The 15,834-nt window shown below is 74.3% G+C and carries 15 protein-coding genes; 4 read left to right on the top strand and 11 right to left on the bottom strand.

Going from position 1 to position 15,834, the window contains the following annotated elements:
* The first annotated feature begins 4 nt into the window (after positions 1-4).
* Positions 5-310, top strand: a complete 306-nt coding sequence (locus QUG93_RS14590) for a putative quinol monooxygenase (RefSeq protein ID WP_289475039.1) — start codon at positions 5-7, stop codon at positions 308-310.
* Between the two features lie 128 nt (positions 311-438).
* Here the strand turns inward: QUG93_RS14590 and QUG93_RS14595 are convergent, their stop codons facing one another.
* The 11 genes from QUG93_RS14595 to QUG93_RS14645 all read right to left on the bottom strand — a co-directional run bounded on the left by QUG93_RS14595 (position 439) and on the right by QUG93_RS14645 (position 13,313).
* Complete coding sequence (locus QUG93_RS14595) at positions 439-1,683, bottom strand: endo-1,4-beta-xylanase (protein ID WP_289475042.1); 1,245 nt, start codon at positions 1,681-1,683, stop codon at positions 439-441.
* A gap of 326 nt (positions 1,684-2,009) precedes the next feature.
* Positions 2,010-2,882, bottom strand: a complete 873-nt coding sequence (locus tag QUG93_RS14600; RefSeq protein WP_289475044.1) for a hypothetical protein — start codon at positions 2,880-2,882, stop codon at positions 2,010-2,012.
* Positions 2,879-3,451 carry an RNA polymerase sigma factor gene (locus QUG93_RS14605; protein WP_289475046.1) on the bottom strand — a complete coding sequence of 191 codons (573 nt, stop codon included), beginning with the start codon at positions 3,449-3,451 and terminating at the stop codon, positions 2,879-2,881. The genes QUG93_RS14600 and QUG93_RS14605 overlap by 4 nt, the downstream gene beginning before the upstream one ends.
* A gap of 78 nt (positions 3,452-3,529) precedes the next feature.
* Positions 3,530-4,027: a hypothetical protein gene (locus QUG93_RS14610; RefSeq protein WP_289475047.1), complete on the bottom strand. Its 498-nt coding sequence runs from the start codon at positions 4,025-4,027 to the stop codon at positions 3,530-3,532.
* A gap of 29 nt (positions 4,028-4,056) precedes the next feature.
* The gene (locus QUG93_RS14615) at positions 4,057-6,813 is read right to left on the bottom strand and encodes an alpha/beta hydrolase (protein ID WP_289475049.1); all 2,757 of its coding nucleotides are present in this window, start codon (positions 6,811-6,813) and stop codon (positions 4,057-4,059) included.
* 381 nt (positions 6,814-7,194) lie between these two features.
* Entirely contained in the window at positions 7,195-7,470 is a 276-nt protein-coding gene (locus tag QUG93_RS14620) for a hypothetical protein (RefSeq protein ID WP_289475052.1), read from the bottom strand.
* A 41-nt stretch (positions 7,471-7,511) separates the two neighbouring features.
* The gene (locus tag QUG93_RS14625; RefSeq protein WP_289475054.1) at positions 7,512-9,293 is read right to left on the bottom strand and encodes a choice-of-anchor G family protein; all 1,782 of its coding nucleotides are present in this window, start codon (positions 9,291-9,293) and stop codon (positions 7,512-7,514) included.
* Positions 9,294-9,358: 65 nt separating this feature from the next.
* Positions 9,359-10,213: a hypothetical protein gene (locus QUG93_RS14630; RefSeq protein ID WP_289475056.1), complete on the bottom strand. Its 855-nt coding sequence runs from the start codon at positions 10,211-10,213 to the stop codon at positions 9,359-9,361.
* Entirely contained in the window at positions 10,210-10,755 is a 546-nt protein-coding gene (locus QUG93_RS14635) for a signal peptidase I (RefSeq protein WP_289475058.1), read from the bottom strand. Before QUG93_RS14635 ends, QUG93_RS14630 begins: the two co-directional genes overlap by 4 nt.
* Positions 10,756-10,793: 38 nt before the next feature.
* The gene (locus QUG93_RS14640) at positions 10,794-11,471 is read right to left on the bottom strand and encodes an acyl-CoA dehydrogenase (protein ID WP_289475061.1); all 678 of its coding nucleotides are present in this window, start codon (positions 11,469-11,471) and stop codon (positions 10,794-10,796) included.
* A 273-nt stretch (positions 11,472-11,744) separates the two neighbouring features.
* Entirely contained in the window at positions 11,745-13,313 is a 1,569-nt protein-coding gene (locus tag QUG93_RS14645; protein ID WP_289475064.1) for an MFS transporter, read from the bottom strand.
* Positions 13,314-13,394: 81 nt separating this feature from the next.
* On the opposite strand from QUG93_RS14645, the gene QUG93_RS14650 reads away from it, so the two are divergent.
* From QUG93_RS14650 to QUG93_RS14660, 3 genes are all read left to right on the top strand, one after another.
* Positions 13,395-13,811 (top strand): HIT family protein, encoded by a 417-nt coding sequence (locus tag QUG93_RS14650; protein WP_289475068.1) that lies wholly within the window; start codon positions 13,395-13,397, stop codon positions 13,809-13,811.
* Between the two features lie 108 nt (positions 13,812-13,919).
* Entirely contained in the window at positions 13,920-14,348 is a 429-nt protein-coding gene (locus tag QUG93_RS14655) for a hypothetical protein (RefSeq protein ID WP_289475070.1), read from the top strand.
* 2 nt (positions 14,349-14,350) lie between these two features.
* Complete coding sequence (locus QUG93_RS14660) at positions 14,351-15,784, top strand: ABC transporter permease (protein WP_289475071.1); 1,434 nt, start codon at positions 14,351-14,353, stop codon at positions 15,782-15,784.
* Positions 15,785-15,834 lie beyond the last annotated feature (50 nt).

Below are 15,834 nucleotides of genomic sequence, written 5' to 3' on the forward strand. Positions count from 1 at the left end.
CCCCGTGACCCAGACGGTCTTCCTCGAGGTCCAGTTCCGCGACGACGTCGACCAGGACGCCATCGACGCGGCGGTCCGCGAGACCCTCGCCCAGACGGCGGGCTTCCCCGGCAACGAGTCGCTCGAGGTGCTCGTCGACGACACCGACCAGCGCCGCGCCGTGGTGCTCGAGCGGTGGACGACCGCCGCGGACCACGACGCCTACGTCGCGTGGCGCGCGACCCCCGAGGGTGCCGCGAACGCCCTCGGCGCGGTGCTCGCCGGACCGCCAGTGACCCGCACCTTCGGTCGGACGCTCGACATCGGCTGACCGGACGGGCACACCGCTCCGGCACCACCACCGCGACAGACCCACCGGGGCGAGGTCGCCGCGCGGTGCGACCCGACGGACGGGAGGCGCGTGCGGGACCCGCACCGCGCCTCCCGTCCGCCACCCGGTCACGAGACCGAGGCGACCACCTGCTGCTCCCCGTGCGCACGCCCCACGGCGAACGCCGTCGCCGCCCCGCGCACCTCGGCCCGGTACTCCCCGCGGAAGCCGCGCACCCGCACCTGCCCCCGGTCGTCCGTGCGCAGCACGGTCGGCGGGGTCCACCACTCCTCCTTGACGAGGCGACGGAGGGCGTCGTAGGACGGCTTCGGCGAGCCGTCCTCGCGCACCAGGCCGATCGGTGCCCCCAGCCACGCGCCCTCGTCGGTGATCCCCCAGTAGGTGACCGACTCGACCGCCGGGTGCCCGACCAGGCTCCGGTAGTGCCGCTCGACCTCGTCTGCTTGACGGTCCTCACCCTCGGGCGTCGACGGCCACGAGGGGACCTGGAAGTCGTTGAGGTCGACGATGTGGGCGGGCATCAAGTCCCCCGACACGAGCGAGGTCTCGGTGAGGTGCAGCGGCAGGCCGTAGCGGGCGAAGCGGTCGACCATCGCGAGCATCGTCTCCTCGCCCCAGTAGCCCTGGTGCATGTGGGTCTGCAGCCCGATCGCATCGATCTGCACCCCGGCTTCGAGCACGCCCTCGATCAGGCACTCGTAGGCGCTCGACAGGTCGAAGTCGTTGAGCAGCAGTGTCGCGTGCGGGTTCGCCGCGCGGGCCTCCTCGAACGCCATCCGGATGGTGGGGATGCGCCCCTTCGCGCGGGCGAGCGGGGTGATCGCGTTGTCGCCGTTGTCGAACACCGGCATGATCACGACCTCGTTGATGGCGTCCCAGGTGTCGACCAGGCCGGCGAAGCCGCCGACCTCGCGGCGGATGCGCTCCCGCTGCAGCTGCTCGACCTCGTCGAGCGGCAGGCCGAGCAGCCAGTCCGGCTGCACGGTGTGCCAGACGAGCGGGTGGCCCTTCAGTGCGATCCCGCGGTCGCGGAACCACTCGGCGGTCCGGCGCAGACGGGCGGTGTCCGGGCGGCCTCGCTCCGGTTCGAACCGGCCCCAGTAGAACGGCAGTGTCGCCGTGGTGAAGACGTCGGTGTACAGATCGGCGAGGTGCTCCGCGGCCGCGGCCTCGGCTCCGGACAGCTCGCCGTTCGCGAGCTCGACGAAGTCGAAGCCGATGTTGCCGAACCCGAAGGCGTGCCGGGTCTGCTCGACGGTGACGTCGACGCCGGGGAGCGGTGCTCCGTGGGGGTCGACGACCGTCAGGACGGTCTCGCCGGTGCGGTGCTCGACGGCTTGCTGTGTGCGCATGGACACTCCTCTTCGACGTCGTCGTCGACGGATCAGGATTTGTTGTGCTGCCGAACATAGCTTGTGACCAGCGCGACGGACAGCCCCGGTGGTCACTTCGTCCGCGCGCCGCGGGCCCTGGTCGGGCGCCTGGACGACCCCGCGGTCCGCGGTACTCGTTCCCACGGCTGCCGGCGAGACCGCTGTCTCACGACGACGACGTTGTCGTACGAGGCCGTCCCTCGGTCGCTCCGGACGTGTTGCGACAAGGCCGCTGTCGTACGACAGCGGCCTTGTCGCAGCCGGCACCCTCGTCTGTCCACGGACACCACCGTCCTGACGTCGGTTCAGGGTTCCGGGTGCTCGCCCTGCCAGATCGTGTCGACCGCCTCGAACTCGCGCGGGTAGCACTGGGTGTCGAAGGCCTCGACGCCCTCCGACGGGATGCCGTAGTGGTACCAGGGGCCGTCCCCACCCGGCGTGGAGCTCCAGAGTCCGTCGGCGAAGTACGTGAGCGGGACCACGCCCATCGGGTGCCCCGCCTGCGCCATGCACGCCTGCAGCCGGTTGAACGCCGTCGTGTACTCCTGCAGCGTCACGACCCCGTCGGCGGTCTCCGCGTCCTGCTGCGGGGACGGCTCGGCGATCGTCGCGCGCCGCACCCACGACGCCCACACCGCCGAACGTGCCGGACCGTCACTCGTCACCGTGACCGTGGCGTCCCCTCCCGCGGTCGGCTGGAGGTGCCACGGGATCCGCTGGACGTCCTCGGTCGACGGCAGGCACCGGTCGCCGACGTCTGCGCGCGTCCCGTCGATCGTCACGCGCACGTCCGCCGGGTCGAGGCACGTCCACATCACCGCGACGGCGTCCGCCCCCGCCGGCCGGTCCCGCAGGGTGAGCGTCCGGTCGCCGTGTGCGACGCCGAACACGGGGGTGCCGAGGAGCGTCGCGTGGTTGGCCTCCTCGACCAGCCCCCGGGCGGACGTCGCCAGCTCGGCCTCGACGGCCGCGTCCGGGTCGGCTCCCGGCAGCGCTGCCGCGGTCAGTCCGCCGGTCAGACCACCACCGACGACGAAAGCCGCGAGCACGGCCAGCACGGTCGCCCGGGTCGGGCGTCGGCGACGGACGGGGGCGGCCCCGGAAGGGCCGGACCGGTCGACCTCGGCGACGAGGGCGTCGCGCATCGTGGTCAGGCGGGGGGAGATGTCGTCGTTCACAGTGCGCCTCCGAGGGGTTCCGCTGTGGCTGTGTACCGCTGGTGGAGCCGGGCCTTCGCCCGGTGGAGTCGGGACTTGACCGTCCCGGGCCGCACACCGAGGACGGCTGCGGCCTCACGCTCGCCGAGTCCCTCGAGCACGCAGAGGGTCAGGACGCGCTGGTCGTCGAGTGAGAGTCGGCCCATCGCCGCGACCGCACCGCCGTCGGAGAAGTGCTCCGCCGGGTCCGGAGCGGCCTCGGGCAGGGGGAACCGCCCGAGGAACGCGCGGTGCCTGCGGGCCGAGCGGGTGACGTTGTGCGCCGTGTTCGTCGCCGTGACGAGGAGCCACGGCAGCAGCGAGTCGTCGACGAAGCGGACGTCCTCGCGGCGTCGCCACGCTTCGAGGAAGGTCATCGCGACGACGTCGTCAGCGTCGGCTGCCGCGGCGGACGCCCCCGGTCCGGCGACGAGGCCGACCGCGTGTCTGCGGAGCCGTGCGGCGTGCCGGTCGAACACCCGCCCGAAGGCCTGCCCGTCCCCCGCCAGGCTCAGGGCCCAGTCGGCCCGGTCCCCCGTGATCTGGTTCATGTCACGTGGTGTCCGCACACGCCGGATCGGTTCCCGTGCCGGCGTGTCGGACCACCCGTCCGTACCGTGGCGGCCCGGTCAGCCCCGGCCGTCGACTCCGTGCTGCTCGGTGATCCGCTCGCCGGTCTGCGGGTCCCATCCGATCGTGCGCGGCTCCGCCTGGCGCGGCCGACGCTCGAACCGCGGGAACCAGGCGCGGGCCGACGGCAGGTAGCTCAGGACGGCGGCCACGCCGAGCGCCGCGGGGTCGAGGACGCCCCACGTCAGCGTCCCGGTGGCGACGGAGACCACGCCCGAGACGACCGCGAGGGCGGCGAGCACCGCCAACCAGATCCGAGCGGTGTCGGATCCCCGGCCCATCCGGAGCGCGACCCACGCCAGGAACACGCTGAGCGCGACCCCGAGGACGCCGCCCACCAGGGCCGCCGGCAGCATTCCCGGGTCCTCCGCATCCTGTTGGACGACACGGACCACGACGGACAGGATCCGCACGGCGAGCACCACCCACCAGATCGCCACCGCGACGGTGACGACGATCGGCCGCTGGCCGGTGCGCTGTGCTGTCTGCTCGTCCACGATGCCCCCTCCGGAGACGTCCGTCCCCGTCACTTCCGTACCGAGAACGTACCCGACCCGGTCCGCCGCGACCCCGCGCCGAGGACCGAGACGGTGTGCTTCGCCACGCTGAGCGAGGCGGTCCCGTCGAAGGCCAGCGAGACACGGCCCTTGGCGTCCGCCTTCACCCAGGCCACGGTGGTCTGCTCGACCCGGAAGCGCACGCCCTCGCCGGCTCGGAACCCGCTCGCCGAGAAGGTCACGCGCTTCCCCCGCTGCACCGTCGCGGCGCTCGGCGTCACCGTCGTGGGCTTCGCCAGCGCCTCGGTGCACGGGTCCCCCGCGACGCCGACCGGCTGGGCGGACGCCACGACGCGGCCTCGGTCGTCGCGGACCCCGTCGTCCTCGCGCACGGTCAGCGTGCCGGTCGCATCGCCGAGCACCGCGCCGCCCTGGGTGTTGCTCACGGTCATCGGGTAGCCGGTCGTCTGGGACGTCGACGCGCGCCGGTCTCCGAGGACGGGCACGGAGACGGCCTTGCACACCTCGCCGGGCCGGAACACGACGGGCTGCATGGTCGGGGTGACGTGGTCGTCGTACACCTCGGCCAGGTCGAAGTACGCCGTGGCCGTCTGCTGCGCCGGCCGCGACAGGACGACGGCCGCGCGGACCGTGGCCCGGCCGGAACCCTCGTCGACGACGCGGTCGGCGATCCGGACGGTCGGGCGGTCGACGACGTGCGGGGTCCCGAGCGACGACGTCGGCAGGACCGACAGGTCGCTGAGCAGCACGCCGCCGTTGCCCGCCGGCACGTCGAGCACGACCTCGCGCACGGCGGTCAGGTCGACCCCCGCGAACGCCGACAGCGGCACCTGCGCCTGCTGGAGCAGGGTCTTCCGCGGGGCGTTCCGCGATCCGGGCAGGCGCTGCCCGGCGCGGCTGACGTCGGCGAGTCGCTGCTTCGCGACGTGCCCGGCAGCGTCGCGCAGGCTGAGCGTGACGTCGGCGTTCGTCCGCGAGGTGTCATCAGGGGCCAGCCGGAGGGACAGGCTGGCGAACCGGGACAGGTCGCCCCGCGCGGCCGGCACCGCGACGTGCACCTGACCACCGGTCAGTGCGCGGGTCGGGGCGACGTGCAGCGACGGCGTCGCGGGGACCGCCGGGGCGAGCCATGCCGGCGTGAAGTCCGGCGCGTTCGACGCCGACGAGACGCACGCGGGCAGCGCGGGCTCCGCCTGCACGTCGCTCACGCTCGCGCACGTCGTGGCCGTGACCTGGCCGGTCGTCGTGACCGCACGGTCGGCGGCGGTGAACAGCGCGAGGTCACGTCGACCCGCCCCGGGCAGCGACGCCGTCACCCGGACGTCCGCCGTGCCGAGCGAGGCGGGCTTCCGACCGCTGCCGTCGAAGTACGGCAGGAACTGCTGCTCGCCGCCCAGCGTCAGGCGGAAGAACCCGCTCACCAGGCTCGTCCCGACGGCGTACTGCTTCGCTGCGGACAGCCGGGTGGAGGTCTTCGCCTTCGGACCGCAGACCGCGTCGGTGTCGTCCCACCAGTCGTCGGAGGACGCCAGCGGGTACTTCCCCGGGGTCCACGTCGTGTTGAAGAAGTTGTGGTTCGCGCCCATCACGAGGATCGAGGAACGCAGCACGTCGTCGCCGTAGGCGGTCCGGGAGTCGTCGAAGAAGTGCTGTCCCTGCAGGTCGGACACGTCGCCGTCACAGTACGGCAGGACGACCGCGGTGTTCGTGTCGGGCAGGGTCATCCGCCCGAAGTCGGTCGGTGCGAGGGGCAGCACGGCCTTGATGCCGAACGGCTTCGACCGCTGCTGGTTCAGCACGGCGGCGCGGACGACGCCGTCCCCGCCGCGGGAGTGCCCCATGAGCCCGACGTCGGACAGGTCGAGCTTGCCGACGAGCAGCGGCGACAGGCGCTGCTCCTGGCCGGCGTCGGCCTTGCGGAGCAGGTCGAGGTGGTCGAGCACGAGCTGCCCGCGGGCGACCGCTCCCCCGTCGTCGGCGTAGGTGCCGTCGAGGGCGTTGATCGCGTTCGCCGAGATCGACACGACGACGTACCCGTTGCTCGCGAGCGCGGTGCCGGCGGCGGCGTACCCCCGGTAGCTCGGGATGTCGGTCTGCCCGCGACCGCACGGCCACCCGGCGTCGGTCGGCGTCCCACCGGCACACGCCTCGTGCCGCCCGTGCAGGAACACGACGACCGGCCGCTTGCCCGGCGCGCCCTTCGGCAGGAAGACCGCGGCGCGCATCTCCCCCTTGCGACCGCCGAATCCGCGGATCGTCTCCGACTGCGTGCCGAGGTCGTAGTCGGCCCGTGCGACCGCGTACGTCCCGGTGGCCGCCGGGTCGGCGTCGATGGGAGCCGGGGCGTCCGCGGGAGCGGCCTGCGGGGCCACGACCTGCGGCGCCGCGGCGGGAGCGGACTGGTCGACGTCGCTCGTCCAGCCGAGCGAGACGTCCGACGCCCGGGCGACGGCGGGGTCGGCGGTGGTGACGGTCACCTGCCGCTGGTCGAGGCTCGTCCGGGCGACACCGACGTCCTGCCCGTCGACGACCAGCACCGGGGCGGCGGCGCGGATCGGCAGTGGGGCGTCGAGGTCGAGCGTGACGTCGTAGCCCCCGGCGGTGGGGGTCACGGTCCAGTCGTCGCCCTGCGCGACCGGTGCGACGGCGGAGGCGTCAGCAGGGTCGGCGTGGGCGGGTAGCGCCAGCACACCGGTGACGACGGCGGCGATCGCCAGGACGGCGGCGGATCGGACCGCGAACGGTCGCTTCGGGTGTCGGGTCACGGTGTCTTCCCTGGCTCGCGGTGTCTTCCCTGGCTCGGCTGCGGGGAGGCGCCCCCGCTGTCGAAACCTAGGGCCGCGGCGCGCGCTGCGGATCATCCTGCGGGATGACGCGCCGCCGCCGACCGGCCACCGGTCGCGGCGAGACGGCTAGGCGGCGAGATGGCGAGGCGGCGAGATGGCGAGGCGGCGAGGCGACGAGGCAACGAGGCGACGAGGCGACGAGGCGACGAGGCGATGCAAGCAGCGACGAGGCGGACGGGAGGCGCGGGGCGGGACGGCAGCGCGCCTCCCGTCCGCCACCCGGTCACCCCGGGACGGACGGGAGGCACGCGGCGGGTCGGCAGCGCGCCTCCCGTCCGGTGGCCGGTGACGGGCGACCGGTCAGGTGCGACGGCGACGTGCCGCCGCCGCGACCACGGAGGCCAGGACGAGCACCGCGGCGAGCGCGGTCGAGGCCCACGCCACGGTGCGGGCCGCGGTCGCCGTCTCGAACTGGCTCTTCGTCGCGACGGACGACGCGTCGGTCGCGTGCGCCCAGGGGAACGCAGGGGCGAGCGGCCAGGCGGCCTGCTCGGCTGCGACCGCGACGACGACGGCACAGACGGCGAGGGCGGCCAGCACGAGGGCGGGCGCCTGGCGGCGGAGACGGGAGCGCACGGGGGAAGGGTAACGCCCACTCGCACCCTCGCCCGTGCCGGTCAGCGCCCCGGGCGCCCGAGGTCCACGAGGTTCGGACCGACCGTCGACGACGCCAGGTCGACGGCGGCGAGGGGCGTCCCGCCCGACGGACCTGCGAGCGCGATGCTGATCGCGGTCACCGAGTACGCACCGGTGCGCGCCAGGCGACCGTCGCGCGAGCCCGGCACGTCCCGTTGCACGTTGACCCGCACCGAGAGCACGGCGGGCAGACGCGACAGGACGGCTCCTGCCGCGTTCACGACGGGCGCGCTGGCTCGGGCCAGCGTCGTGCCGAGGGAACCGGCGACCGGGACGAGCTCGTCCCGGAGGGTCGCGAGCACCACGGCGGGCAACCCGGCGACGAGCCGTGTGACCAGTGCGCTGACGACCCCCGTGAGCAGCCCGAGGCTCGCGCCCAGCAACGTCGTCCCGACCGTCAGCGAGCTCCTCCCGTCGAGCACCGCCCGCACCCCGCTGTCGAGCCGGACGTTGAGCTGCACCAGGGGGATGCCGAGCAGGTCCAGGTCCACGTCGAGTGCCACGCGGAGGCGAAGGTCGTCGAGGGCGGTGGTGACGAGGCCCGTCACCCGTTGCGTCCAGGCGTCGAGGAGCGCGCCGAGCCGGGCGGTCACCGCGTTCACCAGTGCGGCGTCGAGGACGATCTCGGTGTTCGGTGGCAGGTCGTTGAGCCCTGACACGTCGTCGCCGAGCAGGTGCGCGAGGTCCACCCGCACGCTGCCGGACGTCAGGTCCACGGTCACCGTGCCGTCGGTCAGCGGCTGCGCGAGCACGGGGGCGAGCGCGGTGGTCACGCTCGTGCCCTCGAGGGTGACGGTCCCGCCGACGCGTCCGAGGCCGAGTCCGCTGGTGAGGCTGCCGGCGATGTTCCGCTGGATCGCCCGGGACAGCAACCCGTCGCGTCCGGCGAGGGCCGCGACGGAGCGGTCGAGCGTCGCGAGGGTGCCGTTCACCGACGTGGTGAGCGACGACACCAGGGGGCTGTCGATGCGCAGGTCGAGGCCGGCGACCCCGTAGCCCCGCGTGACGCTGGGGCCCTCGGCAGCGGCCGCGGCCGTGGTCCCGGTGGTGGCCAGCAGCGCCGGGCGGGCCGTCCGCGCTCCGGATCCGGTCGCGGCAGCGGTCCCCCACACCTCGTCCTCGAGCAGGTCGCAGCCCTCGAGCTGTGCGGAGGACCCGACCGCGCCGACCTCGAGCCCGACGTCCGAGACCCCCGTGAGCACCGGCAGCGCCTGTCCGAGGTCGAGGGTCGCCGGCTCCGGCAGCGCCTCGGTCGGGGTCGTGTCCGTGACGAGCACGCCGCCGGAGTCACTGACGAGCCCGGACGCGGCGACGGACCGCCCCGTGGCGACCGAGGTCGCGACCTGGTTCACGGCGCCCGCCGACCCCGCGGGCAGTCCGACGCCGAGGCCGGTCAGGTCGAGCCCGAGCACGTCGCCGAGCGCACCGACGTCGAGCGGGTTGCCGTAGGCGGCCGTCGTCTCCGTGCGGGTGATCTCCGGCGCCGTCGCCGGGCTGACCGTGGAGCCCTGGGTGCCGGTCTTCGTCACGTCGAGCCCGCGCACGGACGCGACACCGTCGAGGTCCTGGCCGGCCAGCGTCCCGCCGAGGAACCGGCTGGTCGATCGAGCGGTGTAGTCGACGTCCTCGCCGCACGCGAACGACGAGGTGCCCACCGCACCGTCGCCGTGAACCCACTCGTGGTCCTGCCAGGACGCGGTCGACGGGGTGACGACCGGCACGGTGACGGCCACCACGGCGGCGACCACCGTGGTGACGGCCACCACGACCGTGCTCCGGCCGCCGGGCGGTCGTCGCACCGCGGCGCTCCCCCGCCACGTCGCCGGGGTCACCGGGGGTCTCCCGGCAGCTCCGGGGAGGGCCGCTGGGGCCGTCCCGTGGCGGACCGCCGCAGCCGCACTGCGACGCCGGTGAGCACGAGCGCTGCCGCCAGGAGCACCGGTGCGGCGAACCCGGCGCCGGTGCTCGCGAGCAACCCCGCGCCGGACGTCGGCGCCCGCCCCACCGGGTCCGAGTGCGGGCCCGGGTCCGGCTCCGCCGCCTCCGGGTGGCCGTCGATCGGCTCGTCGGCGCTCGCGGTCACCCCGAGCCCGACGGTCGCGGTGAGCCCCATGAGGTCGTCGTCGGCAGCGGCACGCGCCGAGTCGGCGATCGCGAGCTCGACGAGCAGCCACGTCTCGCCGTCGGCGTCGGGGTCGACCACCGGCACGGGCACGGCGTCGACGCTGCGCGGGGTGCTCGGATCGGCGGAGACGACCGCGTCGCCGGGGATGCTGCCGCCCTCGCAGATCGGCGTCGCGTCGAGGCCCTGCCAGGGTTCCTCGCACGCCGACACGGTGAGCCGGAGCCCGTCCGGGTGCTCGACGAGCGCGCCGTCCCGGTGCAGCTGCACGGTGGTCCGGATCGGCTCGTCGCGATCGACGACCGTGTGCACCTGCCAGTACGCGGGGTGTCCGGGCTGCAGGTCGGGCACCGACAGGGACCGGGTCGACGTCTCGAGCACCAGGCCGCCCGGGGCCCCGTTCTCGGGCACGGGGTACCAGGTGGTGGCCGCCGCGACCCCGCTGCCCACGACCCCGAGTGACCCGCAGACGGCTGCCCCGACGGCTGCGGCGATCGTCCCGCGCCGGAGAGCGCGCGCATGCCGGGGTCGTCGGCGTTGCCGGGTGCCGATCGCGGTCACGCGCGCCCTCGTTCCACGTCCGGGTCCTCGACGGAGCGCCTCGGCGGCCAGCAGGACCAGACGACGAGCAACCCGACGACCGCCACCACCAGCCCGCGAGCTGCCGGGGCGGAGGACCACTGCAGGACCCTGCCGAGCCCGGGTGCGGACGCGACCGTCCGCCCGACCTCGCGGACGACCGAGGGGTCACGGTCGACCGTGTCGTTCGCATCGCCCTGCAGCGTGAGCGACCGTGCGGCCGGGTCGCCGTCGACCCGCTCCACCGTGACGACCCGGTGCGTCACGGGCAGCGTCGCACCCGGCCGCGGCACGGTGACCACGTCGCCCGGCCGGACGTCGGCGGCGGCCGCCCGCTCGGACACCACCACGGAACCCGCCGGGATCGTCGGGCTCATCGACCCGGTGGTGACGACGACCAGGGACAGCCCGGCGGCCGCTGCGATCACGAACCAGCCGACGCAGAGCACACCGACGACACCGGCCAGCCCGACGACGACCGCTCGCACCCGGTGCAGCACGGTCCGTCGCCCCGTCGCGGGCACCACAGCGAGCGGCCGGACGACAGCGTGCGCCCCGCCGGTCACCTCGACTCGGCCGCGAACTCCCAGGCCGGCGCGGCGGTCCGGCCCTGGAGGGCGTCGAGCGCGACACCGGCCGGCAGCGCGGGTGTGGCGGGCAGCGAGACCTCGAAGCAGTAGGCCTGCTCGGAAGCGCCGTCCGCGGCGAGCGCCTGCGCAATCGTCGCGTCCGAGGTCGCGAGCGGACCGCTCACGATCGTGGATCCCGCGGTGAACGAGCCGGCACCGCAGGTCGCACCGACCGCGGTGGTCGCGACCCGGACCTGCAACGCGTCCCAGAGCAGGTCGCCCGCGTCCACGACCGGGATGCCGGCGGCGCGGACGGCACGCTGCACCTCGACGTCGCCCGCGATCGATCCGGTGACGGTCCGGAGGGACACCCCGGCGTACGTCGCATCACCCGGCGAGAGCGCGATCGCGTCCGCGGTGAAGGTCATCGCCTGGCCGGGGTCCTGCTCGGACTGGGTCCAGTCGCCCGGCAGGCCGGTGACGTTCTGTTCGACCTCGAACGTCGATGTCCCGACCGCGGGGTCCCCGTCGGCGGTCCCGCCGAACACCCACTCGGTGTCCGTCCACGAGGCGAGGGTGTACCCGAGCCCGCCGACCACGAGGGCCCCGCCGGCCGCGAAGGCCGCGATCCTGGTGCGCCGTGAAGTGGGCGCGTTCGACTGTCCTGACATCGTTGCTCCTGATCCGTGCACGCGGACGCCGGTGGTTGCTCGGTCCGACGGCGCGGGAGCTGGTGAGGAGCCCGGCGGCGGATGTCCGCTGTTCTGCCGACATCCTGACGGAGCGGGCGCATCCGAGCAACCCTTCCCGAGGATCCCTCGCGCCTTCCGTACGAAGCGCGACGAGCACGGACGAGACCGGGACGCGACGGACGGGAGGCGCGGTGCCAGCTCGCACCGCGCCTCCCGTCCGTCAGGTGGTCACCACCCGCCCGGGGTGACGCCTCAGACGGAGGCCTCCGTGTGCCGCACCTTCCCGACCACGACGTCGACGATGCCCGCGACGAGCGCCGCCGCGACGAACACCAGGGACACCCCGAGCCCGAGCGGCAGGCCCTGGGCGTAGTCGCCCTTCGAGCTCGCGAGTGTCGAGTAGAAGACGCTGCCGACGGCGGCGATCCCGATCGCGGAGCCGACGCGCGCGCCGACCTGGATGAGCCCGCCGGCCGAACCGCCCTGCTCCACCGGGACCTCCGAGAGCGTGAGCGTCTGGTTCGGCGAGATGGTCAGTCCCGAACCGATGCCGCCGACCAGGAGCGGCAGCACCAGCCACCAGCCGAGGTCCGGTCCGTAGTGGTTCGCGACGACCCAGATGACACCACCGAGTCCGATCAGGACCAGCACCGTGCCGACGACGATGAGCTGCCGACCGAAGCGGTGCACGACACGTCCACCGATCGTCGAGGCGATGCCGGAGCCGATCGCGAACGGCACGGACGCCAGCCCGGCGAGCAGTGCGGAGTACTGCAGACCGGACTGCAGCGCGAGCGTCAGGACGAAGAACAGCGGGGTGAAGCCGGCGAAGTAGACCGTCGCCAGGCCCACACCGAGCGAGAACGACCGACGGCGGAACAGCCGCAGGTCGACGACCGGCTCCTTGCTGCGGCCGTAGTGGCGCTCCCACAGCACGAACAGGACGGCGAACACGACCGCGGCGACGACCAGCCACCACTTCGCGTTGCTCTTCCACTCCTCCGACTGCACGAACGGCAGCAGCAGCGCGACCACCGCCGCACCGAGCAGGACGATGCCGACGGGATCGAAGTCGTGCTTCCGGCCGCGCTCGGCCTTCGCGGCCGCCGGTAGGTAGCGGAAGGCCAGGAGGATCGTGACGAGTCCGACGGGCAGGTTCACGAAGAAGACGAAGCGCCAGCCGTTCTCGGTGCCGAAGGCGGTGATGAGCAGGCCGCCGACGAGCGGGCCGATGGCGGTGGCGATGCCGACCGTCGCGCCGAAGAGCCCGAAGGCCGTGCCGCGCTCCTTGCCGCGGAAGAGCTGCTGGATGAGGGCGGTGACCTGCGGGGTGAGCAGACCGCCCGCGAAGCCCTGGACGAGACGGGCGATCACCAGGACCAGGCCGTTCGGCGCGAAGCCGCAGAGGGCGCTCGCGACGGTGAACAGTCCGACACCGATGACGAACATGCGCCGGCGACCGGAGGCGTCACCGAGGCGTCCGCCCGGCACGAGGAGCAGGCCGAACGCCAGGGCGTACCCCGAGAGGATCCACTGCACGGCCTCGGGGGTCGCACCGGGCAGGCCGCTCGAGATGGACTGGAGCGCGACGTTGACGATCGACACGTCGAGCAGGACGATGCCGCCGCCGAGCAGGCAGATGACGAGGGCCTTCCAGCGGTTCGGGTCCGGCTCGTCGCCGCCCTGCTGCTCGGGGTGCCGTTGCTCCCGCTCTGCCTGCTCCGTCTCGGGATGCTCGGCGGTGGCGGCGTGGTGCGCAGCGTGGTGCGCGACGGTGGGAGCCGCATCGGGCTCGACGGGTTTGCGGTGTTCAGCTGCCATGACGATCCCACGCTAGGCCGGGCCCGCCACGGCATCCGCAGGATGCGCGGTCCTTGTCCCCCGCTGCTCCAGACTGGGGCGATGGACACGTGCCCGTTCTGCAGCATCATCGACGGCAGCGCACCGGCGACCTGGGTCGAGCGCGAGGAGCACGCGGTCGCCTTCGCACCCCTGGCCGACTCCGCACTGGCTCCCGGGCACACCCTCGTCGTGCCCGTCGAGCACACCGCCGACCTGCTCAGCGCCGACCCGACCTCGCTCGCCGCGTGCACCGCCCTCGCGCGCCGGGTCGCCCGCGCCATGCGGGGTGCGCTCGACGCGACCGGCACCGTCCTGCTGCAGGCCTCGGGCACGGACGCCGGGCAGAGCGTGCCGCACCTGCACTTCCACGTCGTGCCGTGCTGGTCGGACGACGGCACGACGCACTGGCCGGAGCCACCGTCCGCGCACGTGTTCGACGGGGACCCCCACGCGGCCCTCGCCGAGATGTTCGAGTAGCCCGTCACCGGATGTCATCCCGGAGGAGCACGACGGTCCTCCTCTGAGCCGATCCCGCCGGTGGCCCCGGTCCGCTGTGATCGAGAGCACCACCACGAAAGGCCCGACATGCCCCGCACCACCACGACCGTCCTGACCGCAGGCGCGCTCGCGCTCGCCACGGTCACCCTGACCGGCTGCTCCGCCCTCGGCGACGCAGCGCACGACCGGGTCACCTCCGAGGCATCGACCCGCGCCGACCTGCGGTCCGCACCGGCCTGGCTCCCCGACGACGCGACGGCGATCACGTCCGTTTCCGGCACGGGCGGCAAGGAGTCCGACACGACGCCGACGACGCTGGTCTTCACGAGCCGCGACGGCGTCACCGCCGACGGCTGCACGACGACGCCGCGGAAGTCCGCGCCCACCATGGACGTCGACGGCGCCCCCGACGTGTACGCGGCGACCTCCGTCCTGCAGTGCGGCGGCTGGTCGATGACCTCGGCGGGATCCCGCTGGGTGGCGTGGACGCCGAACCCGGGCGACGGCGGGTCCTGAGCGTGTCCCGTCACCGCGGGCGGCGTCGACGAGGTGACCACCGCCTCCCCTTCCGGGTGCTCGTCGAGGACCGCGCCACCGTCTCCGTCGCCGCACTGTCCGCCGGACTCGGCGCCCTGGTGGTGACCGGTGCCGACGCGGCACGGCGGATCGTCGAACTCGGTGCCCGCACCGGTTCGAGCGCCACGGTCGCCCTGATCCTGCCGGTCGTCGCGTGGGTGTTCATCGGGGTGGCGCTCTACGTCAGCGCCGTCGTCGCGTCGAACACCTGCGCGACGGTCATCGCCGGTCAGACCCGGTCGTTGGCCCTGCAGCGCGTGCTCGGTGCCACCGGCACCCACCTGCGGTGGCAGGTCACCCGCACCGGCATGGTCAGCGGGCTCGTCGGCGCGGTCGTCGGCACCGTCGCCGGCGCCCTGGTCGCCGACGCCGGGCTCGCCGTCGCCGCTGCGCTCGGGTCGCTCCCGCCCCTCGGTCTCCTCGCCCCGCCTGCGCTGGTGCCGATCGGGTTGCTCGTCGCCGCGATCACCACGGCCGCGTTCCGCATCGGTTCACGCGCCGTCCTCGGCATCCCGCCCCTGCGCGCCCTGGACGCCGGCATCGAAGCGCCGCCCGGAGCGTCCCGCTCCGTGGGACGCGCCGTCACGGCCGGCGCCCTCTTCGTGGTCGGCGGCGCGGGCCTCGGCGTCGCCGTCGTCCTCGGGGCGTCGACCGTCGACGCGCTGCTCCTCGCCGTGGCGTGCGGTGCGCTGTCGTTCACGGGCGTCGTCGTCGCGTCACCGGTGCTCCTGCCCGCCGTCCTCCGCCTGGTCGCGGCCGCGTCGGCGCGCTCCGTCGTGCCCGCGATGGCCGCCCGCAACTCGCTCCGCGCGCCGAAGCGGACCGCCCGTACGACCGTCGGGCTGCTCATCGCCGTCACGCTCATGGCCACGTTCTCGGTCGGGTTCGCGACCTACGCGGCGATGCTCCAGCAGCAGGCCGCCGACGACCCGGAGTACTACCGGGGCATCCAGGAGCAGTTCGACCAGTTGGCCGTGATGTTCACCGGGCTCGTCGGCGCGGCCGGGGTCATCGCCGCCGCCGGTGTCGTCGCCGTGACCGCGCTGACGATCGCGCAGCGGAGCCGTGAACTCGGACTGCTGCGGGTCGTCGGCGCGACCCGAGGGCAGGTCCGGGCGCTCGTGCTGGTCGAGACCGCGATCACGATCGCCGTGGCCGTCGTGCTCGGGGTCCTGCTCGGCACCGCCTACGGCTGGGCGGGGGCGTACACGCTGCTCGGCGCGACGAAGGGCGCGACGCTCACCGCGCCCGTGGTGCCCGGTCGGCTCCTGGTCGTCGTCCTGGTCGGGGCATCGGCCACCGGGCTCGCCGCGGCGCTCGGGCCTGCGGCCCGGGCCGTGCGCGCGGCACCGGTGGCGGCGCTGCGGTACGAGTAGCCGGCCGGCTCAGCCGGACGCGGACGGGAGGCACGGGGCGGGCTCGCAGC

It is taken from the genome of Curtobacterium caseinilyticum, from assembly GCF_030363035.1.
GTDB lineage: Bacteria > Actinomycetota > Actinomycetes > Actinomycetales > Microbacteriaceae > Curtobacterium > Curtobacterium caseinilyticum.